Consider the following 21,116-nt stretch of genomic DNA (forward strand, 5'->3'; position numbering starts at 1 on the left):
CAGCCGCCCCGCGGCACCCGCGAGACCGGAGAGACCACAGAAGCCGGAGAGACCACAGAAGCCGGAGAGACCCCGGTAAGCCGGAGAGACCCCAGTAAGTCGGAGAGACCCCAGCAGTCCCCCGGGACGGAGCACACCCCATGCGCATCCTCGGTATCAACGCCCTGTTCCACGACCCGGCCGCCGCGCTCGTCGTCGACGGCCGGACCGTCGCGGCCGCCGAGGAAGAGCGCTTCAGCCGCCGCAAGCACGGCAAGCGGCCGGTGCCCTTCTCGGCGTGGGAGGTGCCCGAGCTGTCGGCGCGGTGGTGCCTGGAGCACGCCGGGGTGCGGCCGGAGGAGTTGGACGCCGTCGCGTACTCCTTCGATCCCAAACTGGCCCGGCCCGCCCGCGACATGGGTCTCGACGACCCCTGGGACCCGCTGCGGCTCGAGTACGCCCGCCGCGCGCCCCAGTTCCTCGCCGAGGCGCTGCCCGGCCTCGACCCCGACCAGGTCGTCTTCGTCCCGCACCACGTGGCCCACGCCGCCTCCGCCGGACCGGCCTCACCCCACCCCGACAACGACGTCCTCGTCCTCGACGGGCGCGGCGAGTCCGCCTCCCACCTGGCCGGCCGCTACCGCGACGGCAAGCTCGACACCCTCGCCACGCAGGCGCTCCCGCACTCGCTCGGCCTCGTCTACGAGGAACTGACCGAGCACCTCGGTTTCCTGCGCAGCAGCGACGAGTACAAGGTGATGGCCCTCGCCTCCTACGGGAAACCCCGGTTCCTGGACCGACTGCGCGAGCACGTCCACGCCACCGGCGACGGCGGCTTCCGCGCCCACGGCGTCGACTGGGCGGCCCTCGCGCCGCCGCGCGCCAAGGGCGAGGACTGGACCGAGGACCACGCGGACCTCGCGGCGAGTACCCAGGCCGTGCTGGAGGAACTGCTCCTAGAACTCGTCCACTGGCTGCACCGCGAGGCCGGCGGCCAGGCCCTCACCATGGCGGGCGGCGTGGCGCTGAACTGCGTCGCCAACTCGAAGATCGCCGCCCGCGGCCCGTACCGGAACGTGTGGGTGCAGCCCGCCGCCGGCGACGCCGGCACCGCCCTCGGCAGCGCCCTGCACGTCGCCGCCGCCCAGGAGGGCGCCGCCCCCGAACCGATGCCCGGCGCCGACCTCGGCCGCGGCTGGAGCGACGACGAGATCCGCGCCTGGCTGGAGACGGCCGCGATCCCGTACGAGGAGCCGGACGACATCGCCGAGACGGTCGCCGAGGAACTGGCCCGCGACGGTGTCGTCGCCTGGTTCCAGGGCCGCAGCGAGTTCGGGCCCCGTGCCCTCGGGCACCGCTCCCTGATGGCCCACCCCGGCCGCGCGGAGAACCTGGAACGCCTCAACCACGTCAAGGGACGCGAGGAGTTCCGGCCGGTCGCGCCGATGGTGCTGGCCGACCGCGCCGCCGACATCTTCACCGGCCCGATCCCGAGCCCGTACATGCTCTTCGTGCACGACGTCGCCCCCGCCTGGCGGGACCGCATCCCGGCCGTCGTGCATGTCGACGGCACCGCCCGCATCCAGACCGTCGAGGAGCGCCGCGAGCCGCTGGTCGCGCGGATGCTGGCCGCCTTCGAGAAGCGCACCGGACTGCCCGTGGTCGTCAACACCAGCCTCAACACCGCCGGCCGGCCCATGGTCGACGACCCGCGCGACGCCCTGGAGTGCTTCGGCTCCGCGCCCGTGGACCTGCTCGCCATCGGCCCGTTCGCGGTGCGCCGGGGAAGGGCGTTCGGATGAGCGGCGCTCCCGTGACCGGCAGCCCCATGACCGGCTACGCCGTGGTCGTCCCCACGCTCGCACGCGCGACGCTGGCCGACTGCCTGGCCGCGCTGGCCGCCGCGACCGGACCCGGCCCCGACGAGATCGTCCTCGTCGACGACCGGCCCGGACCGGACGCCGACCCGCGGGCGCTGGAGCACCCCCTGACCGTCCTGGGCGACCTGCGCGAGCGCACGGTGGTGCTGCGCAGCGGCGGACGGGGGCCCGCCGCCGCCCGCAACACCGGCATCCGCGCGGTCACCGCGCCCTGGACCGCCTTCCTCGACGACGACGTCCAGGTCGGCCCGCACTGGTGCGACCAACTGGTCCAGGACCTCGCCGAGGCGGCCCCCGACACCGGTGCCGTGCAGGGCGTGATCGCCGTGCCGCTGCCCGGCGAACGCCGCCCCACCGACTGGGAGCGCGGCACCGCCGGCCTCGCCCGGGCGCAGTGGATCACCGCCGACATGGCCTACCGCACCGACGTGCTGAAGCAGGTCCACGGCTTCGACGAACGCTTCCCCCGCGCCTTCCGCGAGGACGCCGACCTGGCGCTGCGCGTCCTCGACGCCGGCTGGCGCATCCGGCGGGGCCGCCGCACCACCCGCCACCCCGTGCGCGACGCCTCCCGCTGGGTGTCCCTCAAGCAGCAGCGCGGCAACGCCGACGACGCGCTGATGCGCCGCCTGCACGGCCCCGACTGGTGGGCCAAGGCGGTGGCCCCCAGGGGTCGCATCCGCCGCCACGCGGCGATCACCGCCGCCGGGCTCGCCGCCCTCGCGCTCGCCGCCGCCGGCCGTCCCAGGGCCGCCGCGGTCGCCGGGCTCGGCTGGGCCGCGGGCACCGCCGAGTTCGCCTGGGCCCGCATCGCCCCGGGTCCGCGCACCCGCGACGAGGTCACCACCATGCTGGCGACCAGCGCGCTCATCCCGCCCGCCGCGACCTGGCACCGGCTGGCCGGCGAGTGGCGGCACCGCGGCGCCCGGGCCTGGCGGGAGGTGGCGGCATGAGCCCCGTCAAGACCGTGCTCTTCGACCGCGACGGCACCCTCGTCCACGACGTGCCCTACAACGGCGACCCGGACCGGGTCCGCCCCGTCGACGGCGCCCGCGAGGCGGTGGCGCTGCTGCGCGAACACGACATCCGCGTCGGCGTCGTCACCAACCAGTCCGGCGTCGCCCGCGGCCTCATCACCGACACCGACGTCCGCAACGTCAACCGGCGGATCGACGAACTCGTCGGCCCCTTCGACGTCTGGGCGGTCTGCCCGCACGGCCCCGACGACGGCTGCCACTGCCGCAAGCCGCAGCCCGGCATGATCCTCTGGGCCGCCGGCCGCGTCTGCACCGCGCCCGCCGACTGCGTCGTCATCGGCGACATCGGCGCGGACATGGAGGCCGCCGAACGCGCCGGCGCCCACGGCATCCTCGTCCCCAACGACCGGACCCGCCCCGCGGAGACGAGGGCCGCCGCGCACGTCGCCCCCAACCTCCTGACCGCCGTACGGGCAGTCCTCGACGGCCCGCCCGAGGGCAGGGTCCTGGTGGACGAGCGGCCCATCGAGGCGGCGTTCGACGCGGGCACCCCGGGTTCCGCCCACGTCCCCCGCCGGCCGGCCCCCGGTGCCGAAGCGGCCCGCACGCGTACCGCCGTCGACACCCGCGGGAGGCCGCGATGAAGGCCCTGGTCACCCGGCTCGACAGCTTCGGCGACGTGCTGCTCGCCGGTCCCGCCGTGCGGGCCGTGGCCGCCCGCGCCGACCACGTCACGATGCTGTGCGGATCGCGCGGCGCGCCCGCCGCCCGCCTGCTGCCCGGCGTGGACGAGGTGCTGGTCTGGGACGCGCCGTGGGGCGGGTTCCAGCCGCCCGACGTCGACCGGGCCGACATCGACGCCCTCGTGGACCGGATCGACGCCGACACGGCGCTGATCCTCACCTCCTTCCACCAGTCCCCGCTGCCCACCGCCCTGGTGCTGCGCCTGGCCGGCGTCCGGCACATCGCCGCGGACAGCGTGGACTACCCCGGCTCCCTGCTCGACCTGCGTCACCGGCGCGCCCCGCACGCCCACGAGGCCGAGGCGGCGCTGGACCTCGCCGAGGCGGCGGGCTTCCCGTGCCCCGACGACGGGCGCCTGCGGGTGTGCGCCCCGCCCCGCACCGACGACCTGACCGGCCCCGGCCCGTACGTCGTCCTCCACCCGGGCGCCAGCGTCCCCGCCCGCGCCTGGAGCGCCGAGCGCAGCGCCGAGGCGGTCCGCGAACTGGCCGCCGCCGGGCACCGCGTGCTGGTCACCGGCGGCCCCGACGAGCGCGACCTCACCGCGTACGTCGCCGGCGAGCACGGCACCGACCTCGGCGGCCGGACCGAGGCCCCGGAACTGTCCGGCGTCCTCGCGGGCGCGTCCGTCGTCGTCACCGGCAACACCGCGCCCGCCCACCTCGCCGCCGCCGTCGGCACCCCGGTCGTGTCGCTGTTCGCCCCGGTCGTACCGGCCGAGCGCTGGCGGCCGTACGGCGTCCCGTACGTGCTGCTCGGCGACCAGGACGCGCCCTGCGCCGACAGCCGGGCCCGGGACTGCCCCGTCCCCGGCCACCCCTGCCTGAACACCGTCACGGCCACCGACGTGGCCGCCGCCGTCGAGAAACTCCTGGGGGAGGCATGAGGATCCTCATCTGGCACGTGCACGGGTCGTGGACCACGGCCTTCGTACAGGGCCCGCACACCTACCTCGTCCCCGTCACCCCGGACCGCGGACCCGACGGCCTCGGCCGCGCCCGCACCTGGGACTGGCCCGACTCCGTGATCGAAGTACCGCCGGAGCGGCTGCGGGACGAGCACATCGACCTGGTGATCGTCCAGCGCCCGCACGAACTCGCCCTGGTCGACCAGTGGCTGGGCCGCCGCCCGCCGACGGTCTACCTGGAGCACAACGCGCCCGACGGCGACGTCCCCGACACCCGCCATCCCGCCGCCGACCTCCCCGGCACCACCCTCGTCCACGTCACCCACTTCAACCGGCTGATGTGGGACGCGGGCCCGGCCGAGACGACCGTCATCGAACACGGCATCGTCGACCCCGGCCACCGCTGGACCGGCGAGCTGGAACGCGCCGCCGTCGTCGTCAACGAGCCGATCCGGCGCGGCCGTACGACCGGCACCGACCTGCTCCCCGAGTTCTCCCGCGCCGCCCCGCTCGACGTGTTCGGCATGCGCACCGAGGGCCTCGCCGAACACATCGGCGTCGACCCCGACCGCTGCCGCACCCAGGACGTCCCCCAGAGCGACCTGCACACCGAACTGGCCCGCCGCCGCGTCTACGTCCACCCCGTCCGCTGGACCTCCCTCGGACTGTCCCTCCTGGAGGCCATGCACCTCGGCATGCCCGTGGTCGCCCTCGCCACCACCGAGGTCACCGAGGCCGTCCCCCCGGGCGCCGGAGTGGTCTCCAACCGCATCGACGTACTGACCGACGCCGTACGCGACTTCCTCGCCGACCCGCTGCACGCGCGGACCGTCGGCGACGGGGCCCGTGCGGCGGCCCTGTCCCGCTACGGGCTGTCCCGCTTCCTGGACGACTGGGAGCGGCTGCTGAAGGAGGTGACCCGATGAGGATCGCCATGGTGTCCGAGCACGCGAGCCCGCTCGCCGCGCTCGGCGGCGTCGACGCCGGTGGACAGAACGTCTACGTGGCCCGCCTCACCGAGGAGTTGGCCAAGCGCGGCCACGACGTCACGGTCTACACCCGCCGTGACGCCACCGACCTGCCCGACCGGGTGCCGCTGCCCGGCGGCGCGGTCGTCGAGCACGTGCCGGCCGGACCACCCCGCACGGTCCCCAAGGACGAACTCTTCCCGCACATGCCCGCCTTCGGCGCCCACCTGGCCCGCGCCTGGGCCCGCGAGCGGCCCGACGTCGTGCACGCCCACTTCTGGATGTCCGGCATGGCCTCCCAGATCGGCGCCCGGCCGCTCGGCATCCCGCTCGTGCAGACCTTCCACGCCCTCGGCACCGTCAAGCGCCGCCACCAGGGCATGCGGGACACCAGCCCCTACGAACGCATCGGCATCGAACGGCAGATCGGCCGCTCCTGCGAACGGGTCCTGGCCACCTGCACCGACGAGGTCGTGGAACTCGGCGACATGGGCGTACCGCCCCGCCAGGTCTCCGTCGTGCCCTGCGGCGTGGACGCCGAGCACTTCAGCCCGACCGCCGACACCGGCCGCACCCCCGACCGCAAGCAGCGCCACCGGCTGCTCGCCTGCGGTCGGCTCGTCCCGCGCAAGGGCTACGACCAGGCCATCCGCGCCCTCGCCCACGTCCCCGACACCGAACTCCTCATCGCGGGCGGCCCGCCCGCCGGCGGCCTCGACGCCGACCCCGAGGCACAGCGCCTGACCGCGCTCGCCCGCCGCACCGGCGTCGCCGACCGTGTCCGGCTGCTCGGCGCGGTCGACCCCGAGGACATGCCCGCCCTGCTCCGCAGCACGGACCTGGTGCTGTGCACCCCCGTCTACGAGCCCTTCGGCATCGTGCCGCTGGAGGCGATGGCGTGCGGCGTACCCGTCCTCGCCACCGACGTCGGCGGCCACCGCGACTCCGTCGCCGACGGGACCACCGGCCGCCTGGTCGCCCCGCAGGACCCCGACGCCATCGCGGACGCCGCCCGCGAACTCCTCGCCGACGAACGGCTGCGCCGCCAGTACGGCCGCAACGGCCGCGAACGCGTCCTGAGGCACTACACGTGGGCGCGCGTCGCCGACGGCGCGGAACAGGTGTACCGCCTGACCCTCGCCGACCACGCACTGTCGAAGGAGGTCGCCTGATGACCGTGCACCCGCCCGTCGTGGACCACTGCGACGAACTCCAGGACGCCCTGCGGGCGTTCCGCGCCAACGCGCACGTCACCCAGCGCTGGGGCGAACGGCTCGCGGCCGTCCTCGGCGGCGGCGGCCGGCTGCTGGCCGCGGGCAACGGCGGCAGCGCCGCCCAGGCCCAGCACCTCACCGCGGAGCTGGTCGGCCGCTACCGGGACGACCGGCCCCCGTTCTCCGCCATCGCCCTGCACGCCGACACCTCCTCGACCACCGCCATCGCCAACGACTACGGCGTGGACGAGGTGTTCGCCCGCCAGGTCCGCGCCCACGGCCGCGAGGGCGACGTACTGATGCTGCTTTCCACGTCCGGCGCCAGCGCCAACCTGCTGTCCGCCGCCGACGCGGCCCGCGCGGCCGGCGTACGGGTGTGGGCGCTGACCGGCTGCGCGCCCAACCCGCTGATGGCGGGCAGCGACGAGTCGCTGTGCGTGGACGCCGCCTCGACGGCCACCGTCCAGGAGATCCACCTGGTCGCCGTCCACATGATCTGCGCGGCCTTCGACGCGGCCCTGGAACGGGGCGTACGCGGAAAGAGGGCGGGGAGGTGACGGGACGGATGACGGGACGCACGACCGGCAAGGCGCCCCTGGTCGTGGTCGGCGACGCCCTGCTCGACCGCGACCTGTCCGGCTCCGCCGACCGGCTTGCCCCCGACGCGCCGGTCCCGGTGGTCGCCGAGTGCGCCGAACGCGTACGTCCGGGCGGCGCCGCCCTCGCCGCGTACCTCGCCGCCCGCGACGGCCGCGAAGTCACGCTGATCACGGGCATGGGCGACGACCCGGCCGGCCGGGCCCTGCGCGAACTGCTGGAACCCTGGCTGACGCTGATCCCCCTGCCGCTGACCGGCACCCTGCCCGAGAAGACCCGCGTCCTGGCGCAGGACCGGCCCGTCGTCCGCCTCGACCGCGGCGGCGGCCGGGTCCGCGAGGCCACCGACGAGGCCCGCGCGGCGCTGCGCTCCGCCCGGGCCGTCCTCGTCTCCGACTACGGCCGCGGTGCCGCCGACGCGCTGCGGGACGTACTGGCCGAGCGCCCGCCGCTGGTCTGGGACCCGCATCCGCGCGGCGGCCCGCCGGTGCCCGGCACCCGGCTGGTGACGCCCGCGGAGAAGGAGGCCCTCGGATTCGCGCCGCGCGACGGCCGGCCGGGCGGGGGACTGCGCGCCGCCGCGCACAACGCCGCCGCCCTCGTCCGGGACTGGCGGGTGGCCGCGGTGACCGTGACCCTGGGCTCCCGCGGCGCCCTCCTCTCCTACGGCGAACACCCCCTGCTCGTCCCCGCACCCGCGGCCCACCACGGCGACTCCTGCGGCGCGGGCGACCGGTTCGCCGCCACCGCCGCCGGGCTGCTCGCCGACGGGGCGCTGGTGGGGGAGGCCGTCGAGGGCGCGGTGGGCGCCGCGACGGCGTTCGTCGCCGCCGGCGGCGCGGGTGCCCTGCCGCCCGCCGGGGACGGCCCGGAGACCGCCGGGCAGCCCGACACCGACGACCCGCTCGCCCTGGCCGCCCGCGTCCGCGCCCAGCACGGCACGGTGGTCGCCGCGGGCGGCTGCTTCGACCTGCTCCACGCCGGACACGTCGGCCTCCTCCAGGCCGCCCGGCGGCTCGGCGACTGCCTGGTCGTCTGCGTCAACTCGGACGCCTCCGTGCGGCGCCGCAAGGGCGACGGCCGTCCCGTCAACCCCCTCGCCGACCGGGTCCGCGTGCTGCGCGCCCTCGCGTGTGTGGACGCCGTCGCCGTCTTCGACGAGGACACCCCCGAACGCCTCCTCGGCGACCTGCGCCCCGACGTCTGGGTCAAGGGCGGCGACTACGCAGGCGCGGACCTGCCCGAGGCCGCCCTCCTCCAGGAATGGGGCGGGCAGGCGGTCCTCCTGCCCTACCTGGACGGCCGTTCCTCCACGGCCCTGATGGCCCGCGCGGCAGAGGGAGTGCGATGACCCACGCCACGCCGGACCGGGCCCGCGACGGCGCCCCGCCCGAACCCGGCGGCGGGGCGCGGCCCCGGGTGCTGGTGCTGCGGGCCCTCGGGCTCGGGGACCTGCTCGCCGGGGTCCCCGCCCTCCGCGCGCTGCGCCGGGCGTACTCCGGCCACGAACTGGTGCTGGCCACCCCCGCCGAGCTGGCGCCCGTGGTCGCCGCGACCGGTGCCGTGGACCGGCTGCTGCCCGCCGCCGAGCCTGGCCGTGCCGTCCCGCGCGCCCTCGACTGGACCGGACCGCCGCCCGACGTCGCCGTCGACCTCCACGGCAACGGCCCGCCCAGCCACCGCCTGCTCATGGGCCTCGGCCCGCGGAAACTGCTGGCCTTCGCGCACCCGGAGACGCCCGAGGTGGACGGGCCGCCCTGGTACGCCGAGGAGCACGAACGGGACCGGTGGTGCCGGTTGCTGGAGGCGTACGGCATCGACGCCGACCCGGCCGACCTGCGCCTGCCCCGCCCGCAGGCACCGTCCCCCGCGCCGGGAGCCGTCGTCCTGCACCCCGGCGCCGGCGCCCCTTCCCGCTGCTGGCCCGTGGAACGGTACGCGGCCGTGGCGGAAGCACTGCGCGCACGAGGACGCCGGGTCGTCGTCACCGGGGGAGCGGACGAGGGGGACCTCGTGGCGCGGCTGGCCAAGCTCGCCCACCTGCCCGACACGGACGTCTTCGGCGGCGGCCTCCCCTACGACCGGCTCTCCGCCCTGGTGGCCGGCGCCCGCGCCGTCGTCAGCGGCGACACCGGCATCGCCCACCTCGCCGTGGCCCACGCCACGCCCTCCGTCACCCTCTTCGGCCCCGTACCGCCCAGCCGCTGGGGCCCGCCCGACCACCCCCGCCACCGCGCCCTGTGGCACCCGGGCCCGGACGGCGACCCGCACGGCCACGAGACCGACCCCGCGCTGCTGCGGATCGGCACCGACGACGTACTGGACGCGCTAGACGTACTGGACGCGCTCGGAGCCCCGGACGCTCCGGGAGCGGCCCCAGCCCTGGGAGAGGCACCATGAACCACGCCACGGACCGCGGCCCGACGACCACCCGGGAACGCACCAGCTCCGACCACGCCGAACCCGCCCCCGTCGGCGTCGTCATCGCCACCCGCAACCGCTCGGCGAGCCTCGCCGTCACCGTGCGGAACCTGCTCGCCCTGCCCGAACGGCCCCAGGTCCTCGTCGTCGACAACGCCTCCACCGACGACACCCCCGCCATGCTCGCCGGCGACTTCCCGCAGGTCCGGGTGGTCTCCCTGCCGTTCAACCGCGGCGCCCTCGCCCGCACCCACGGTGTCCGCGCTCTCGACACCCCGTACGTGGCGTTCAGCGACGACGACTCCTGGTGGGCACCCGGCGCCCTCGCAGCCGCCGCCCGGCACTTCGACGCCCACCCGAGGCTCGGCCTCCTCTCCGCCCGCACCCTCGTCGGCCCCGCCGACGACGCGGACCCCCTCAACGACCTGCTCGCCGACTCGCCCCTCGGCACGGCCACCGACCTGCCCGGCACCCAGGTGCTCGGCTTCCTCGGCTGCGCCGCCGTCGCCCGCCGCACCGCCTACCTCGACGCCGGCGGCTACCACCCCCTGCTCTTCTTCGGCGCCGAGGAGACCCTCCTCGCCTACGACCTCGCCGCCCGCGGCTGGGGCGTCACCCACTGCCCCGACGTGCTCGCCCACCACCACCCGGACCCCGGCCCCCGCACCGGCCGCCCGGCCGTCGTTCTCCGCAACGAACTGCTCACCGCCTGGCTGCGCCGCCCCCTGCCGTACGCGCTGGCCCGCACCCGCGCCCTCGCCGCCGAGGCCCGCCGCGACCCGCACGCCCGGCGTGCCCTGCGCGAGACGCTCACCCGCCTGCCCGCCGCCCTGCGCGCCCGCAGGCCCCTGCCCCCGCACGTGGAGCGCGCGGCCCGCCTGCTGGACACGGTGAACGGAGCGGCCTCATGACGGACACCCGCACCACCGTCGTCGTCATCACCCACAACCGGCGCCCCGAACTCCTGCGCACCCTGGACCGTCTCGCCGAACTCCCGGAGCGGCCCCCGGTGATCGTCACCGACAACGCCTCCACCGACGACACCGCCTCCGCCGTCGCCCGCCACCACCCCGAGGTCAGACTCCTGCGCCCCGGCCGCAACCTCGGCGCCGTGGGCCGCAACCTGGCCGTCCGCCAGGTCCGCACCCCCTACGTCGCCTTCTGCGACGACGACTCCTGGTGGGCGCCGGGCTCCCTGTCCGGCGCCGCCGACCTGCTCGACCGGTACCCGGCGGTCGGCTCGGTCACCGCCCGCATCCTCGTCGAACCGGACGGCACCGAGGACCCCATCGTCAAGGAACTGCGCGACTCACCCGTACCCCGCCCGGGCTGGCTCCCGGGACCGGCCCTCGGGTCGTTCCTCGCCGCCGCGACCGTGCTGCGCGCCGACGCCTTCCGGGCCGCGGGCGGCTTCCACCCCCGGCTGTGGCTGGGCGGCGAGGAGGAACTGCTCGCCGCGGACCTGGCGGCGGACGGCTGGTGGCTGACGTACGCCGACGACCTGACGATCCACCACCACCCGTCCGTCGTAAGGGACCCGACCCTGCGGCGGGCCCACGGCATCCGCAACACCCTGTGGTTCACCTGGCTGCGCCGCCCGGCCGGCCCCGCCCTGCGCCGTACCCTCCACCTGGCCCGCACCGTCCCCCGGGACACCGCGTCCCTGCGCGCCTTCGCCGAGGCGACGGCCGCCCTGCCGTGGGTACTGCGCGAGCGCCGGGTACTGCCACCGGAGGTCGAGGCCCGTCTGCGCTCGCTGGAACCGGCCCAGCGCGACTCCAAGGCCCGCAGCTACACGGGCTGACCGGCCCCTGCCACCGCCCGCCGCCACACACGGGCCGGCCCCGCGCCGAGGGGACGCGGGGCCGGTTCACGTATTCAACTGTTCCCGCGTTCCCGCGTTCCCGCGTTCCCGCGTTCCCGCGTTCCCCCGTTCCCGCGTTCCCGCGTTCCCGCGTTCCCGCGTTCCCGCGTTCCCGCGTTCCCGCATTCACGGATTCACGCGGACGCAGGGCGAACCGCCGCCTAGCCTTCCGACCACCGGCACAGCAGCCGGAACGACGCGAACAGCGTCACCGGCCACACCGCGGCGAACGCCCAGATCACGCCGGGCGCGGACGTGGCGATGCCGGTCACCAGCAGGGTGACCGACAGGGCCAGCAGCAGGAGGACGGTCAGGGTGCGCGGGCGGTAGGACACCAGCTGGGTGAGGTCGGGGCGGCGGCTGAGCCGCAGGGTGCGCAGGCGCCGGTCCAGCCGGCGGTCGCGGCTCAGCGCCCGCTCCACCTCGTCGAGTATGCGTTGCTCGTGATCTGAGAGTCGGTCGATGCTCACGATGTCTCCTCCCGGGGGCGGACCGACGCTCGACCGAGTGCCCGCGCCGCCCGGGGGCTAACCGACCTGCCGCGTCCCCAGAGCCGCCACGAGACCGTCCGCCGAGTCCGCCGCCGCGTCCGCCGCCCGGAACCCGGCGCCGATCCGCCCGGCCTCCTCCCGCCCGCGGGTCAGGCACCAGTCCCACCAGCGCTCCAGCACCCGGCCCGTCATCCGTTCCGCGGCCACCAGCGCCGGCCAGCCGCAGGCACGGGCCTGTGCCGTCACCTTCGCCCCGCCCTCGACGGGATCAACGGCCAGCGCCGGCGTCCCGGCCCGCAGCGACAGGACCAGCCCGTGCAGCCGGTCGGTGACGACCACGTCCAGCCGGGCCAGTACCGCCTCCAGCTGCGCCGGTGTCCCGCACAGCCGCCAGTCGTGCGCGTCGAGCCGGGTCTCCAGTTCCAGCCGGGCGCAGTCCTTGCCGGCCAGCCAGCGGGTCAGCCCGGTGGCGACCTCCTCGTGCCGCCGCTGACCGCCGTACTCGTGCTGGCCGTGGGTGAGGACGACCCCGGCGACCGGCCGGGCGGGCAGGGCGGGCGCGCGGGCGGCCAGGTCCGGGGTCGGATCCGTGCCGGCGGCGTCCCGGGCCAGCACCCGGTGGAAGCCGGTGACGGCGGGGGAGCCGGGGTCGATCACGGAGACGCCGACGGCGATCCGCACACAGTGCGCGAACCGCCGGTGCAACTCCTCGACCTGCCATCCGTGGACGGGCCCGCACACGAAGACCAGCCGGGTGTACGCCGCCGGGTCCAGGTCCGCGAAATGGGGCCCCTCAGCCCGGAACCCCGGGCTCCACACGACGTCGTACGCGAGCCCGGCGCTCCCCAGCACCTCCTCCACCCGCCACAGCGCGAGGACGTCCCCGGCGGTCGCCTCCCCGTGCAGGAAGCTGAACCAGCCGGTCACCAGGATCTTGTCTCGTCCGTGCACAGTGCGCACGGGTGCCCCGGGGCGGGTACGGCAATCACGGGCGCCCGCCACACCGTCGTGGCCCGACCGTGGAAGCCGGACGACGCCCTCGTCGTCGAACCCTTCGGTCCCTCGCCGGGGCACAGCGGGACGAGGGCGCGGCGGAAGGGGAGCGGATGCCGGCGGCGACGCACCCGGAGCGGCGTACGACATCCGTTTCGGGACGGTACGCGGCTGACGTGGAGAGGGGGCGTTGCGGGCCGCTCGTGGAGGCCCGCAACGCCCCCCGGTCTGTCACCCGAGGGTTACTCAGGAGCCTTGCGTGGTGGACACACTGCGGACGGTTCCGCCGGGCACGCGTGCGCGGCGGTGGAGGGAGCGGCGGGTCTGGTGCGGATGAGCCCGAACATGAGTCTCCTCAAGCTTTGCCGGTGGGGGGTCGCACGGGCGTGGGGGGTTGCACGGGGGTCTCGGGACAGACCCCCGTATGCCCGGGCGAGCGGCACGTGCTCACGCTAGGACCGGCGGCGGGAGCGTCCCAATGAGGGAACCCCCTAAGGGCGTAGGGCAGGGAAAACCCTCGGTCGGCCTTCGGCAAACCCCGCGGGTTCACCTGGCCGCCGGGCCCGCGTTCACCGCGCGGACGCGCGCCCGGCACCTCGGCAGGCCGACGGACGGGTGGCCGGGGACAGACCGGTGGTGGCCGTCCTCGCCCGCCCCGCGTCATGCCTCCCGCGAGCCCGCCGCCAGTCTGACGATGTCGACCCGGGACCGGATCCCCAGCTTGCGGTAGACCCGGGTCAGCGTCGCCTCGACGGTCTTGACGCTGACGAACAGGCGGCCGGCGATCTCCCGGTTGGTGGCGCCCTCCATGACCAGCGCGGCCACCTGACGCTCCATCGGGGCGAGCCCCGCCAGCGCGTCGGGGACGGTGGTCCGGGCCGGGGGCGGCCCGGCAGCCCGGGCCGCGACCGCGGCCTCCACCTGCCGCAGCCAGGGCAGCGCACGGCAGCGCCGGAACAGCCGCGCCGCCTCGTCGTACGTCGTCGTCCCCGGCCCCCGGTCCGCCCGGAGCCCCGCCAGCGCGAAGGCGGCCCGTGCCTCCTCCAGGCCGTAACCCAGTCCGGCGAGCCGTTCCCGCGCCGACGTCAACCGCGTGACGGCGGCCCGGTGTTCGCCCCGCGCCGCACGCACCAGAGCCTCGGACCGGTCCAGTACGGCGAGCACGCTCCCGCGCCCCAGCCGCAGCGCGTGCGCGCGCGTGACCTCGATGACGTCCAGGGCCTCGGCCGGCTCCCCGGTCCGCACCAGCGCCTCGGCGAGGTCGCCCTGCCACCGCCCGCGCGCCGGGTCGGTGATGCCGGCGCCCGCCTCCAGCTCCCGTACCCGGCGCAGCGCCCGCACCGCCGCCTCCGCGTCGCCGGCGACCAGGCTCGCGTGGCCCAGCGCGGCCAGCGCCCGCGACAGGTACACGGCGTCACCGTCCTCCTCGGCCCGCCGCACCGCCTCGCGCGCCAGCGTGAGCGCCCGGTCCACGTCCCCGCCGGCCGCCTCCGCGAGCGCGGCCTGCATCGCGCCGGCGCCCTCCCCGATACCCGCGTCCCGGGCCAGCGTCAGGCTCTCCCGGGCCAGCTCCAGGGCCCGGCCGCAGTGCCCGGAGTGCAGCTCGGTCTCGGCCAGGAAGCGCAGGTAGTGCACCTCGCTCTCGGCCATGCCGCGTCGGCGCACCTCGCGCAGCAGCCCGGTGACGGCGGTGCGCGCCTCGGCCAGCCGGTCGCTCATCACCAGCCACCGGAACCGGGAGGAACCCGCCCCGTTGTGGTGGCAGGCCACCCGTGCGTCCTGCGGCTCCGCCAGGGCCCGCTCGATGGTCGCCGGGGCGTCCGGATGCCCCATCAGCGTCTCGGCCTGCGCCTGGAACGCCAGCGCGAGCAGTTCGGTGCGCCGGTCCCCGGCGCGGGCCGCCAGCCGGGCGGCGTGCGCGGCCTCCTCGCGGCCCTGCGCGAAGTCGCCCTGCACCACCAGGGAGCGCCAGGCCAGCTGGTAGTGGACCAGGGCGAGCAGGCGCGGGTCGTCGCCCGCGTCGGCCAGGGCCTGCGGGAAGACGGCGTCGACGTCGCCGATGGCCTGTCCGGCGGCCTCGATCACCACCATCCAGGCCCGTACCCGCTCGCCGGGCGCGCCGGCCCGGGTCAGCACCTCGCGGGCGATGTCCCGGGCGAGGTCCGGCTCGCCCGCCGTGATGGCGTCCTCGGCGGCCGTGAGCCGGCGTTCGTCCGGTCCCGGCGGGCCGTCCGCGGGGGTGTGCCGGGCCGCGAGCAGCCCCAGCGACGCGGCGACCGAAGGCGCCCCGCGGTCCCGGGCCAGCGCGGCCGCCTCGGCCAGCCGGGCCGCCACCTCCGGGTCGGTGCCGGTGGTGGCCAGGGCCAGGTGCCGGGCGCGTTCGATCGGGTCGGAGGCCGCCGTGGAGAGCGCGGCGTGCGCGGCCCGCCGCTCCGGCGCGGGTGCCTCCGCGTACAGCGCGGCCGAGATCAGCGGATGCGCGAACCGTACGGCCGGACCTTCCGGGTCGGTCGCCAGCAGCCCCAGCGCCGCCGCCTGCGCCGTCTCGGCCTCGGCGTTCTCCCGGCCGGCCGCGTGCAGCAGCGCCGGGGTGGGGCGGGCGCCGGCGCTGGCCACCAGGAGGGTGCGGCGGGCCTCGTCCGACAGCATCTCCAGGCGGGAGAGGACCAGGGCGCGCAGGGACGTCGGCACCGGCAGCGGCTCGCCCGGCCGGGGCGGGGTGGGGCTCTCGGCCAGCGCCCGGCCCAGCTCCAGCGCGAACAGCGGATTGCCGCCGCTGGTGCGGTGGATGTCGCGGACCGTGGAGCGGGGCAGGCCCGAGTAGCCGCGCTCGTCGAGCAGCGCCGACACCTGGGCCCGGTTCAGCGGGCCCAGGCGGACCGCGCGGGTGTCCGGCGGGGACGCGCTCAGGTGACGGTCGTAGGCCGCGCCCTCCGCCTGCGGCCCCTCGGTGCGCACCGCGCACAGCAGCCGTACCGGGGCGTCGCCCAGGCGGCGGGCGGCGAAGCCGAGGAGTTCGGCGCTGGCCGGGTCGAGCCACTGCAGGTCGTCGGCGACGACCAGGACCGGACCCTCGGCGGCGAGGGCGCGCAGCGCGGAGAGCACGGCCAGGCGCAGCGCGAGCCCGTCGCGCTGGAGTGTGGACTCGCCGCGGCCGGTGAGCGCCGACTCCAGGGCGGTGCGCTGGGCGGCGGGCAGGGCGTGGGACACCTGGTCCAGGACGAGGCCCAGGAGGTCCGCGAGGGCGAGGAAGGGGAGATGCGATTCGGACTCGGTGGCCGAGCAGCGCAACACGGTGCGGGCGGTGCGGGCGTATTCCGCGGCCAGCGTCCGCAGCACGGTCGACTTTCCGATTCCGGCGGGGCCGTGCAGCAGCACGCTTCCCCCTCGGGTGAGCTGCTCGCGCGCCGCGCCGAACGACTCCTCCCGCCCGATGACCAGGTCGGAACGGCGCCCGGCAGACTCCGCGAAGTCCCGTCGCACGGTGACCGCTCCCCTCGTATGTCGTGTCCCGGCCAATGTTAGGCAACGTCCCATTGCATGACGGCGGGACGATGAGGTGAGGGAAATAACAAGGCGGCCAAAACGAATAGCGCATACGGCGAAGGGAAAGCCGGCCGGCCGCCACGAGCACCCCCCGGCGCTACGGCAGCCGCCCCGCCCGGCGCGCGGCGACCACCGCCTCCCCGCGGGTCCGTGCCCCCAGCTTGCGCATGGCCGACCGCAGATAGCCCTTGACGGTCTCCGGCCCCACCCCCAGCCGCTCGGCCGCCGCGGCGTTCGTCGCCCCCGCCGCCACGCAGGCCAGCACGTCCACCTCGCGCGGCGTCAGCCGCACCTCCTGCCCGCCCGGGCCGGCCTCGGGTGCCAGCAGTCCGCACGCCCGCAGCAACTCGTCCCGCAGCGCCGGGTCCGCGATCCTGGGCGCCAGGGCCCGCAGCGCGGCGTGCGCCTCCCGTACCTGCTCCCAGGCGGTGGCGGAACCCGCCGGCTCGCGCACCGGCTGCGGCCGGGCCGTCGCCAGCAGCTCGCCGGCCTCGTCCCGCAGCACCAGCGCCTGCTCCACGTCCCGCGCCGCCGCCACGGCCGCGCCCAGCGTGCGGTCGCCCAGCGGCTGGGCCGAACGCAGGGCGCCGTACAGGACACCGCGCACCCGGCGCCGTACGACCACCGGGACCGCCAGCACCGAGCGCAGGCCCTCGGCGGCGACGGGAAGGTCGTACTCGTGGCTGATCTGCCGAGACACCGAGTAGTCCGTCACCGCGCACGGCCGCGACAGCGCCACCGCCTTGCCGCCCAGGCCGTTGCCGGAGGTCACCGCCAGGGCGCTGAGCGCCGCCGTGGCGGTGCCGCTCAGCTCGCTGATCCGCACGTGGCGCCGCCCGGGCTCCACCAGCCCGCCGAAGGCGACCGGCAGCCCGGTCGCGCGCCGCAGCCGCATCAGCGCACTGCGGATCTCCACCCCGTCGGCCGCGTCCACCGCCACTCGTTCCGCCCTCCTAAGGGGATGTAGCTCTGTTCCTGCCGGGGTCGCGGGGCCCGGTACGCCCAACTGCGGCGTGGTCGTCGGTCGCCGGGGCTCCGCCCTGCCGCCCTCCTCCGCCTCGCCGCTGCACGCACCAGACCCCGCTCGGGTCGGCTTCAAGGCACCGTTGCCCGGAGTCGGCCCGATCCGAACGACACCCCCTCGCACCCGTCCCGGGGCGCACACCCCCGTTCGGGGGTAGTGAGACCTGCATCACGGATTACACGATGGCAGAGAGCCGCCCGGCAAGGTCCGGCACGAAGGAGGACAGATGACGACGGCCACGGAGCTGTTCCGCAGCGCACGGGACTTCCTGCTGGAGCACCGCGAGGACTACACCGCCGCATACGAGGGATTCCGGTGGCCCCGGCCCGAACACTTCAACTGGGCCCTGGACTGGTTCGACGCCATCGCCGAGGGGAACGAGCGCACCGCACTGCACATCGTCGAGGAGGACGGCTCGCAGGTCCGGGTCTCCTTCGCCGAGATGTCCGCCCGCTCCAACCGCGTCGCCAACCGCCTGCGCGAGTGGGGCGTCGGCCCCGAGGACCGCATCCTCGTCATGCTCGGCAACCAGGCGGAGCTGTGGGAGACGGCGCTCGCCGCGATGAAGCTGCGCGCCGTCGTCATCCCGGCCACCCCGCTGCTCGGCCCCGCCGACCTGCGCGACCGCGTGGACCGCGGCCGGGTCCGGCACGTGATCGTGCGCTCCGAGGACACCGGCAAGTTCGCCGACGTGCCCGGCGACTACACGCGCATCGCGGTCGGCGGCACCGCCGGGCCGGGCTGGCGGCCGTACGAGGAGGTGTGCACGGCCTCCGACACCTTCACCCCCGACGGCCCCACCGCCGCCGACGACCCGCTGATGCTGTACTTCACCTCGGGCACCACCGCCCGCCCCAAGCTGGTCGAGCACACCCACGTGTCCTACCCGGTCGGGCACCTGGCGACCATGTACTGGATCGGCCTCAAGCCGGGCGACGTCCACCTCAACATCTCCTCACCGGGCTGGGCCAAGCACGCCTGGTCGAACCTGTTCGCGCCCTGGAACGCCGAGGCGACCGTCTTCCTGTACAACTACACGCGGTTCGACGCGACCCGCCTGATGGCCGAGATGGACCGGGCGGGCGTCACCACCTTCTGCGCCCCGCCGACCGTGTGGCGGATGCTCATCCAGGCCGACCTGGCACAGCTCGCCACCCCGCCCCGCGAGGTCGTCGCCGCCGGCGAGCCGCTCAACCCCGAGGTGATCGAGCAGGTCCGCCGGGTGTGGGGCCGGACCGTCCGGGACGGCTTCGGCCAGACCGAGACCGCCGTCCAGGTCTCCAACAGCCCCGGCCAGGTACTGAAGACCGGCTCGATGGGCCGCCCGAGCCCCGGCTACCGCGTCGAACTCCTCGACCCGGTCACCGGCGCGCCCGGCGCCGACGAGGGCGAGATCGCCCTGGACCTGTCCGCGCGCCCCGTCGGCCTGATGACCGGCTACCACGGCGACCCCGACCGCACGGCGGAGGCGATGGCCGGCGGTTACTACCGCACCGGCGACATCGGTGCCCGCGACGAGGACGGCTACCTCACCTACGTGGGCCGCGCCGACGACGTGTTCAAGGCCAGCGACTACAAGATCAGTCCCTTCGAGCTGGAGAGCGCCCTTCTGGAGCACGAGGCGGTCGCCGAGGCGGCGGTCGTGCCGGCACCGGACGAGCTGCGGCTGGCCGTGCCGAAGGCGTACATCGTGCTCGCGGCGGGCTGGGAGCCCGGCCCGGACACCGCGAAGGTGCTGTTCGAGCACTCCCGCGAAGTCCTCGCCCCCTACAAGCGCCTGCGGCGCCTGGAGTTCGGCGAGCTGCCCAAGACCGTCTCCGGCAAGATCCGCCGCATCGAACTGCGCGAGGCCACCGCGGCCGGCTCCCGCAACGAGTACCGCGAGGAGGACTTCCGGTGACCGCGCTCTCCTACGCCCACGGCACCAGCACCACACCCCTGCTCGGCGACACCATCGGCGCCAACCTCGACCGGGCGATCACCGCCCACCCCGACCGCGAGGCCCTGGTCGACGTGCCGTCCGGACGGCGTTGGACCTACGCCGAGTTCGGCGCGGACGTCGACGAGGTGGCGCGCGGACTGCTGGCGAAGGGCGTGACCAAGGGCGACCGGGTCGGCATCTGGGCGGTCAACTGCCCCGAGTGGGTCCTGGTCCAGTACGCCACAGCCCGCATCGGCGCCGTCATGGTGAACGTCAACCCGGCCTACCGCGCGCACGAGTTGGAGTACGTCCTCAAGCAGTCCGGCATCTGCGTGCTGATCGCCTCCCTCTCCCACAAGAGCAGCGACTACCGGGCGATCGTGGACCAGATCCGCGGCCGGTGCCCCACGCTGCGCGAGACCGTCTACATCGGCGACCCGTCCTGGGACGCCCTGACGGCGGGCGCCGCCTCGGTGCCGCCGGAGCGGCTGACCGCGGCCGCGGCCGAGCTGAGCTGCGACGACCCGGTCAACATCCAGTACACCTCCGGCACCACCGGTTTCCCGAAGGGCGCCACCCTCTCCCACCACAACATCCTCAACAACGGCTACTGGGTGGGCCGCACGGTCGGCTACACGGAGCAGGACCGGGTGTGCCTGCCGGTGCCCTTCTACCACTGCTTCGGCATGGTCATGGGCAACCTGGGCATCACCTCCCACGCCGCCTGCATCGTCATCCCCGCCCCGTCCTTCGAACCGAGGGCGACGCTGGAGGCGGTGCAGCGGGAGCGGTGCACGTCCCTGTACGGCGTCCCGACCATGTTCATCGCGGAGCTGAACCTCCCCGACTTCGCCTCCTACGACCTCACCTCGCTGCGCACCGGCATCATGGCGGGCTCCCCGTGCCCGGTGGAGGTCATGAAGCGGGTGGTCGCCGAGATGCACATGGAGGAGGTCTCCATCTGCTACGGCATGACCGAGACCTCCCCGGTCTCCCTCCAGACCCGGATGGACGACGACCTCGAACACCGCACCGGGACGGTCGGCCGGGTCCTGCCCCACATCGAGGTCAAGGTCGTCGACCCGGTGACCGGCGTGACCGTGCCGCGCGGCGACGCCGGCGAGCTGCGCACCCGCGGCTACAGCGTGATGCTCGGCTACTGGGACGAACCCGAGAAGACCGCCGAGGCGATCGACGCGGGCCGCTGGATGCACACCGGGGACCTCGCGGTGATGCGCGAGGACGGGTACGTCGAGATCGTCGGCCGCATCAAGGACATGATCATCCGGGGCGGCGAGAACATCTACCCGCGCGAGGTCGAGGAGTTCCTCTACGCCCACCCGAAGATCGCGGACGTCCAGGTGGTCGGCGTACCGCACGAGCACTACGGCGAGGAGGTCCTCGCCTGCGTCATCCCGCGCGACGCGGCCCACCCGCTCACCCTGGAGGAGCTGCGCGCCTACTGCGCGGACCGGCTGGCCCACTACAAGGTGCCCAGCCGCCTCCAGATCCTCGACTCCTTCCCGATGACCGTCTCCGGGAAGGTGCGCAAGATCGAACTGAGGGAGCGGTACGGCGCCTGAGCCGTAC

Annotated in this window: 17 protein-coding genes; 13 read left to right on the forward strand and 4 right to left on the reverse strand. The window is 75.6% G+C overall.

From position 1 onward, the window contains the following. Nucleotides 1-140 precede the first annotated feature (140 nt). Genes ACLIN4_RS28010 through ACLIN4_RS28060 form a run of 11 tightly spaced genes read left to right on the forward strand, consistent with a single transcriptional unit; the run spans nucleotide 141 to nucleotide 11,491 of the window. A complete protein-coding gene (locus ACLIN4_RS28010) occupies nucleotides 141-1,781 on the forward strand; it encodes a carbamoyltransferase (RefSeq protein WP_107479804.1) in 1,641 nt (546 codons plus the stop codon). Then, nucleotides 1,778-2,812 (forward strand): glycosyltransferase family 2 protein, encoded by a 1,035-nt coding sequence (locus tag ACLIN4_RS28015; protein WP_290013310.1) that lies wholly within the window; start codon nucleotides 1,778-1,780, stop codon nucleotides 2,810-2,812. The genes ACLIN4_RS28010 and ACLIN4_RS28015 overlap by 4 nt, the downstream gene beginning before the upstream one ends. Beyond that, nucleotides 2,809-3,480 (forward strand): D-glycero-alpha-D-manno-heptose-1,7-bisphosphate 7-phosphatase, encoded by a 672-nt coding sequence (locus tag ACLIN4_RS28020; RefSeq protein WP_107480452.1) that lies wholly within the window; start codon nucleotides 2,809-2,811, stop codon nucleotides 3,478-3,480. The genes ACLIN4_RS28015 and ACLIN4_RS28020 overlap by 4 nt, the downstream gene beginning before the upstream one ends. Then, the gene (locus ACLIN4_RS28025; protein ID WP_100049340.1) at nucleotides 3,477-4,466 is read left to right on the forward strand and encodes a glycosyltransferase family 9 protein; all 990 of its coding nucleotides are present in this window, start codon (nucleotides 3,477-3,479) and stop codon (nucleotides 4,464-4,466) included. Before ACLIN4_RS28020 ends, ACLIN4_RS28025 begins: the two co-directional genes overlap by 4 nt. Next, nucleotides 4,463-5,413 (forward strand): glycosyltransferase, encoded by a 951-nt coding sequence (locus tag ACLIN4_RS28030; RefSeq protein ID WP_100049339.1) that lies wholly within the window; start codon nucleotides 4,463-4,465, stop codon nucleotides 5,411-5,413. The genes ACLIN4_RS28025 and ACLIN4_RS28030 overlap by 4 nt, the downstream gene beginning before the upstream one ends. Further along, entirely contained in the window at nucleotides 5,410-6,627 is a 1,218-nt protein-coding gene (locus tag ACLIN4_RS28035) for a glycosyltransferase family 4 protein (RefSeq protein ID WP_107480450.1), read from the forward strand. Before ACLIN4_RS28030 ends, ACLIN4_RS28035 begins: the two co-directional genes overlap by 4 nt. Continuing rightward, nucleotides 6,627-7,226, forward strand: a complete 600-nt coding sequence (locus tag ACLIN4_RS28040) for a D-sedoheptulose-7-phosphate isomerase (protein ID WP_100049337.1) — start codon at nucleotides 6,627-6,629, stop codon at nucleotides 7,224-7,226. Before ACLIN4_RS28035 ends, ACLIN4_RS28040 begins: the two co-directional genes overlap by 1 nt. Nucleotides 7,227-7,234: 8 nt before the next feature. Beyond that, on the forward strand, nucleotides 7,235-8,617 hold the full coding sequence (rfaE2, locus tag ACLIN4_RS28045) for a D-glycero-beta-D-manno-heptose 1-phosphate adenylyltransferase (protein ID WP_290013307.1): 1,383 nt from the start codon (nucleotides 7,235-7,237) through the stop codon (nucleotides 8,615-8,617). Beyond that, entirely contained in the window at nucleotides 8,614-9,666 is a 1,053-nt protein-coding gene (locus ACLIN4_RS28050) for a glycosyltransferase family 9 protein (RefSeq protein ID WP_381941119.1), read from the forward strand. The genes rfaE2 and ACLIN4_RS28050 overlap by 4 nt, the downstream gene beginning before the upstream one ends. Continuing rightward, nucleotides 9,663-10,598, forward strand: a complete 936-nt coding sequence (locus ACLIN4_RS28055; RefSeq protein ID WP_290013305.1) for a glycosyltransferase family 2 protein — start codon at nucleotides 9,663-9,665, stop codon at nucleotides 10,596-10,598. The genes ACLIN4_RS28050 and ACLIN4_RS28055 overlap by 4 nt, the downstream gene beginning before the upstream one ends. After that, the gene (locus ACLIN4_RS28060) at nucleotides 10,595-11,491 is read left to right on the forward strand and encodes a glycosyltransferase family 2 protein (protein ID WP_307651922.1); all 897 of its coding nucleotides are present in this window, start codon (nucleotides 10,595-10,597) and stop codon (nucleotides 11,489-11,491) included. Before ACLIN4_RS28055 ends, ACLIN4_RS28060 begins: the two co-directional genes overlap by 4 nt. A gap of 221 nt (nucleotides 11,492-11,712) precedes the next feature. On the opposite strand, the gene ACLIN4_RS28065 is transcribed toward ACLIN4_RS28060, so the two are convergent. The 4 genes from ACLIN4_RS28065 to ACLIN4_RS28080 form a co-directional block, all read right to left on the reverse strand. Next, nucleotides 11,713-12,021, reverse strand: a complete 309-nt coding sequence (locus ACLIN4_RS28065) for a DUF3040 domain-containing protein (protein WP_107480532.1) — start codon at nucleotides 12,019-12,021, stop codon at nucleotides 11,713-11,715. Nucleotides 12,022-12,078: 57 nt separating this feature from the next. Then, nucleotides 12,079-12,969 carry a polysaccharide pyruvyl transferase family protein gene (locus tag ACLIN4_RS28070; RefSeq protein WP_411576787.1) on the reverse strand — a complete coding sequence of 297 codons (891 nt, stop codon included), beginning with the start codon at nucleotides 12,967-12,969 and terminating at the stop codon, nucleotides 12,079-12,081. 726 nt (nucleotides 12,970-13,695) lie between these two features. After that, complete coding sequence (locus ACLIN4_RS28075; RefSeq protein ID WP_289913790.1) at nucleotides 13,696-16,572, reverse strand: ATP-binding protein; 2,877 nt, start codon at nucleotides 16,570-16,572, stop codon at nucleotides 13,696-13,698. A 106-nt stretch (nucleotides 16,573-16,678) separates the two neighbouring features. Beyond that, entirely contained in the window at nucleotides 16,679-17,521 is an 843-nt protein-coding gene (locus ACLIN4_RS28080) for a helix-turn-helix transcriptional regulator (protein ID WP_100046155.1), read from the reverse strand. A 310-nt stretch (nucleotides 17,522-17,831) separates the two neighbouring features. Between ACLIN4_RS28080 and ACLIN4_RS28085 the strand changes: the two genes are divergently transcribed. Next, nucleotides 17,832-19,505 (forward strand): AMP-binding protein, encoded by a 1,674-nt coding sequence (locus tag ACLIN4_RS28085; RefSeq protein ID WP_411576355.1) that lies wholly within the window; start codon nucleotides 17,832-17,834, stop codon nucleotides 19,503-19,505. Next, nucleotides 19,502-21,109 carry an AMP-binding protein gene (locus ACLIN4_RS28090; RefSeq protein WP_411576356.1) on the forward strand — a complete coding sequence of 536 codons (1,608 nt, stop codon included), beginning with the start codon at nucleotides 19,502-19,504 and terminating at the stop codon, nucleotides 21,107-21,109. The genes ACLIN4_RS28085 and ACLIN4_RS28090 overlap by 4 nt, the downstream gene beginning before the upstream one ends. Nucleotides 21,110-21,116 lie beyond the last annotated feature (7 nt).

It is taken from the genome of Streptomyces mutabilis, from assembly GCF_046628145.1.
Taxonomy (GTDB): domain Bacteria; phylum Actinomycetota; class Actinomycetes; order Streptomycetales; family Streptomycetaceae; genus Streptomyces; species Streptomyces mutabilis.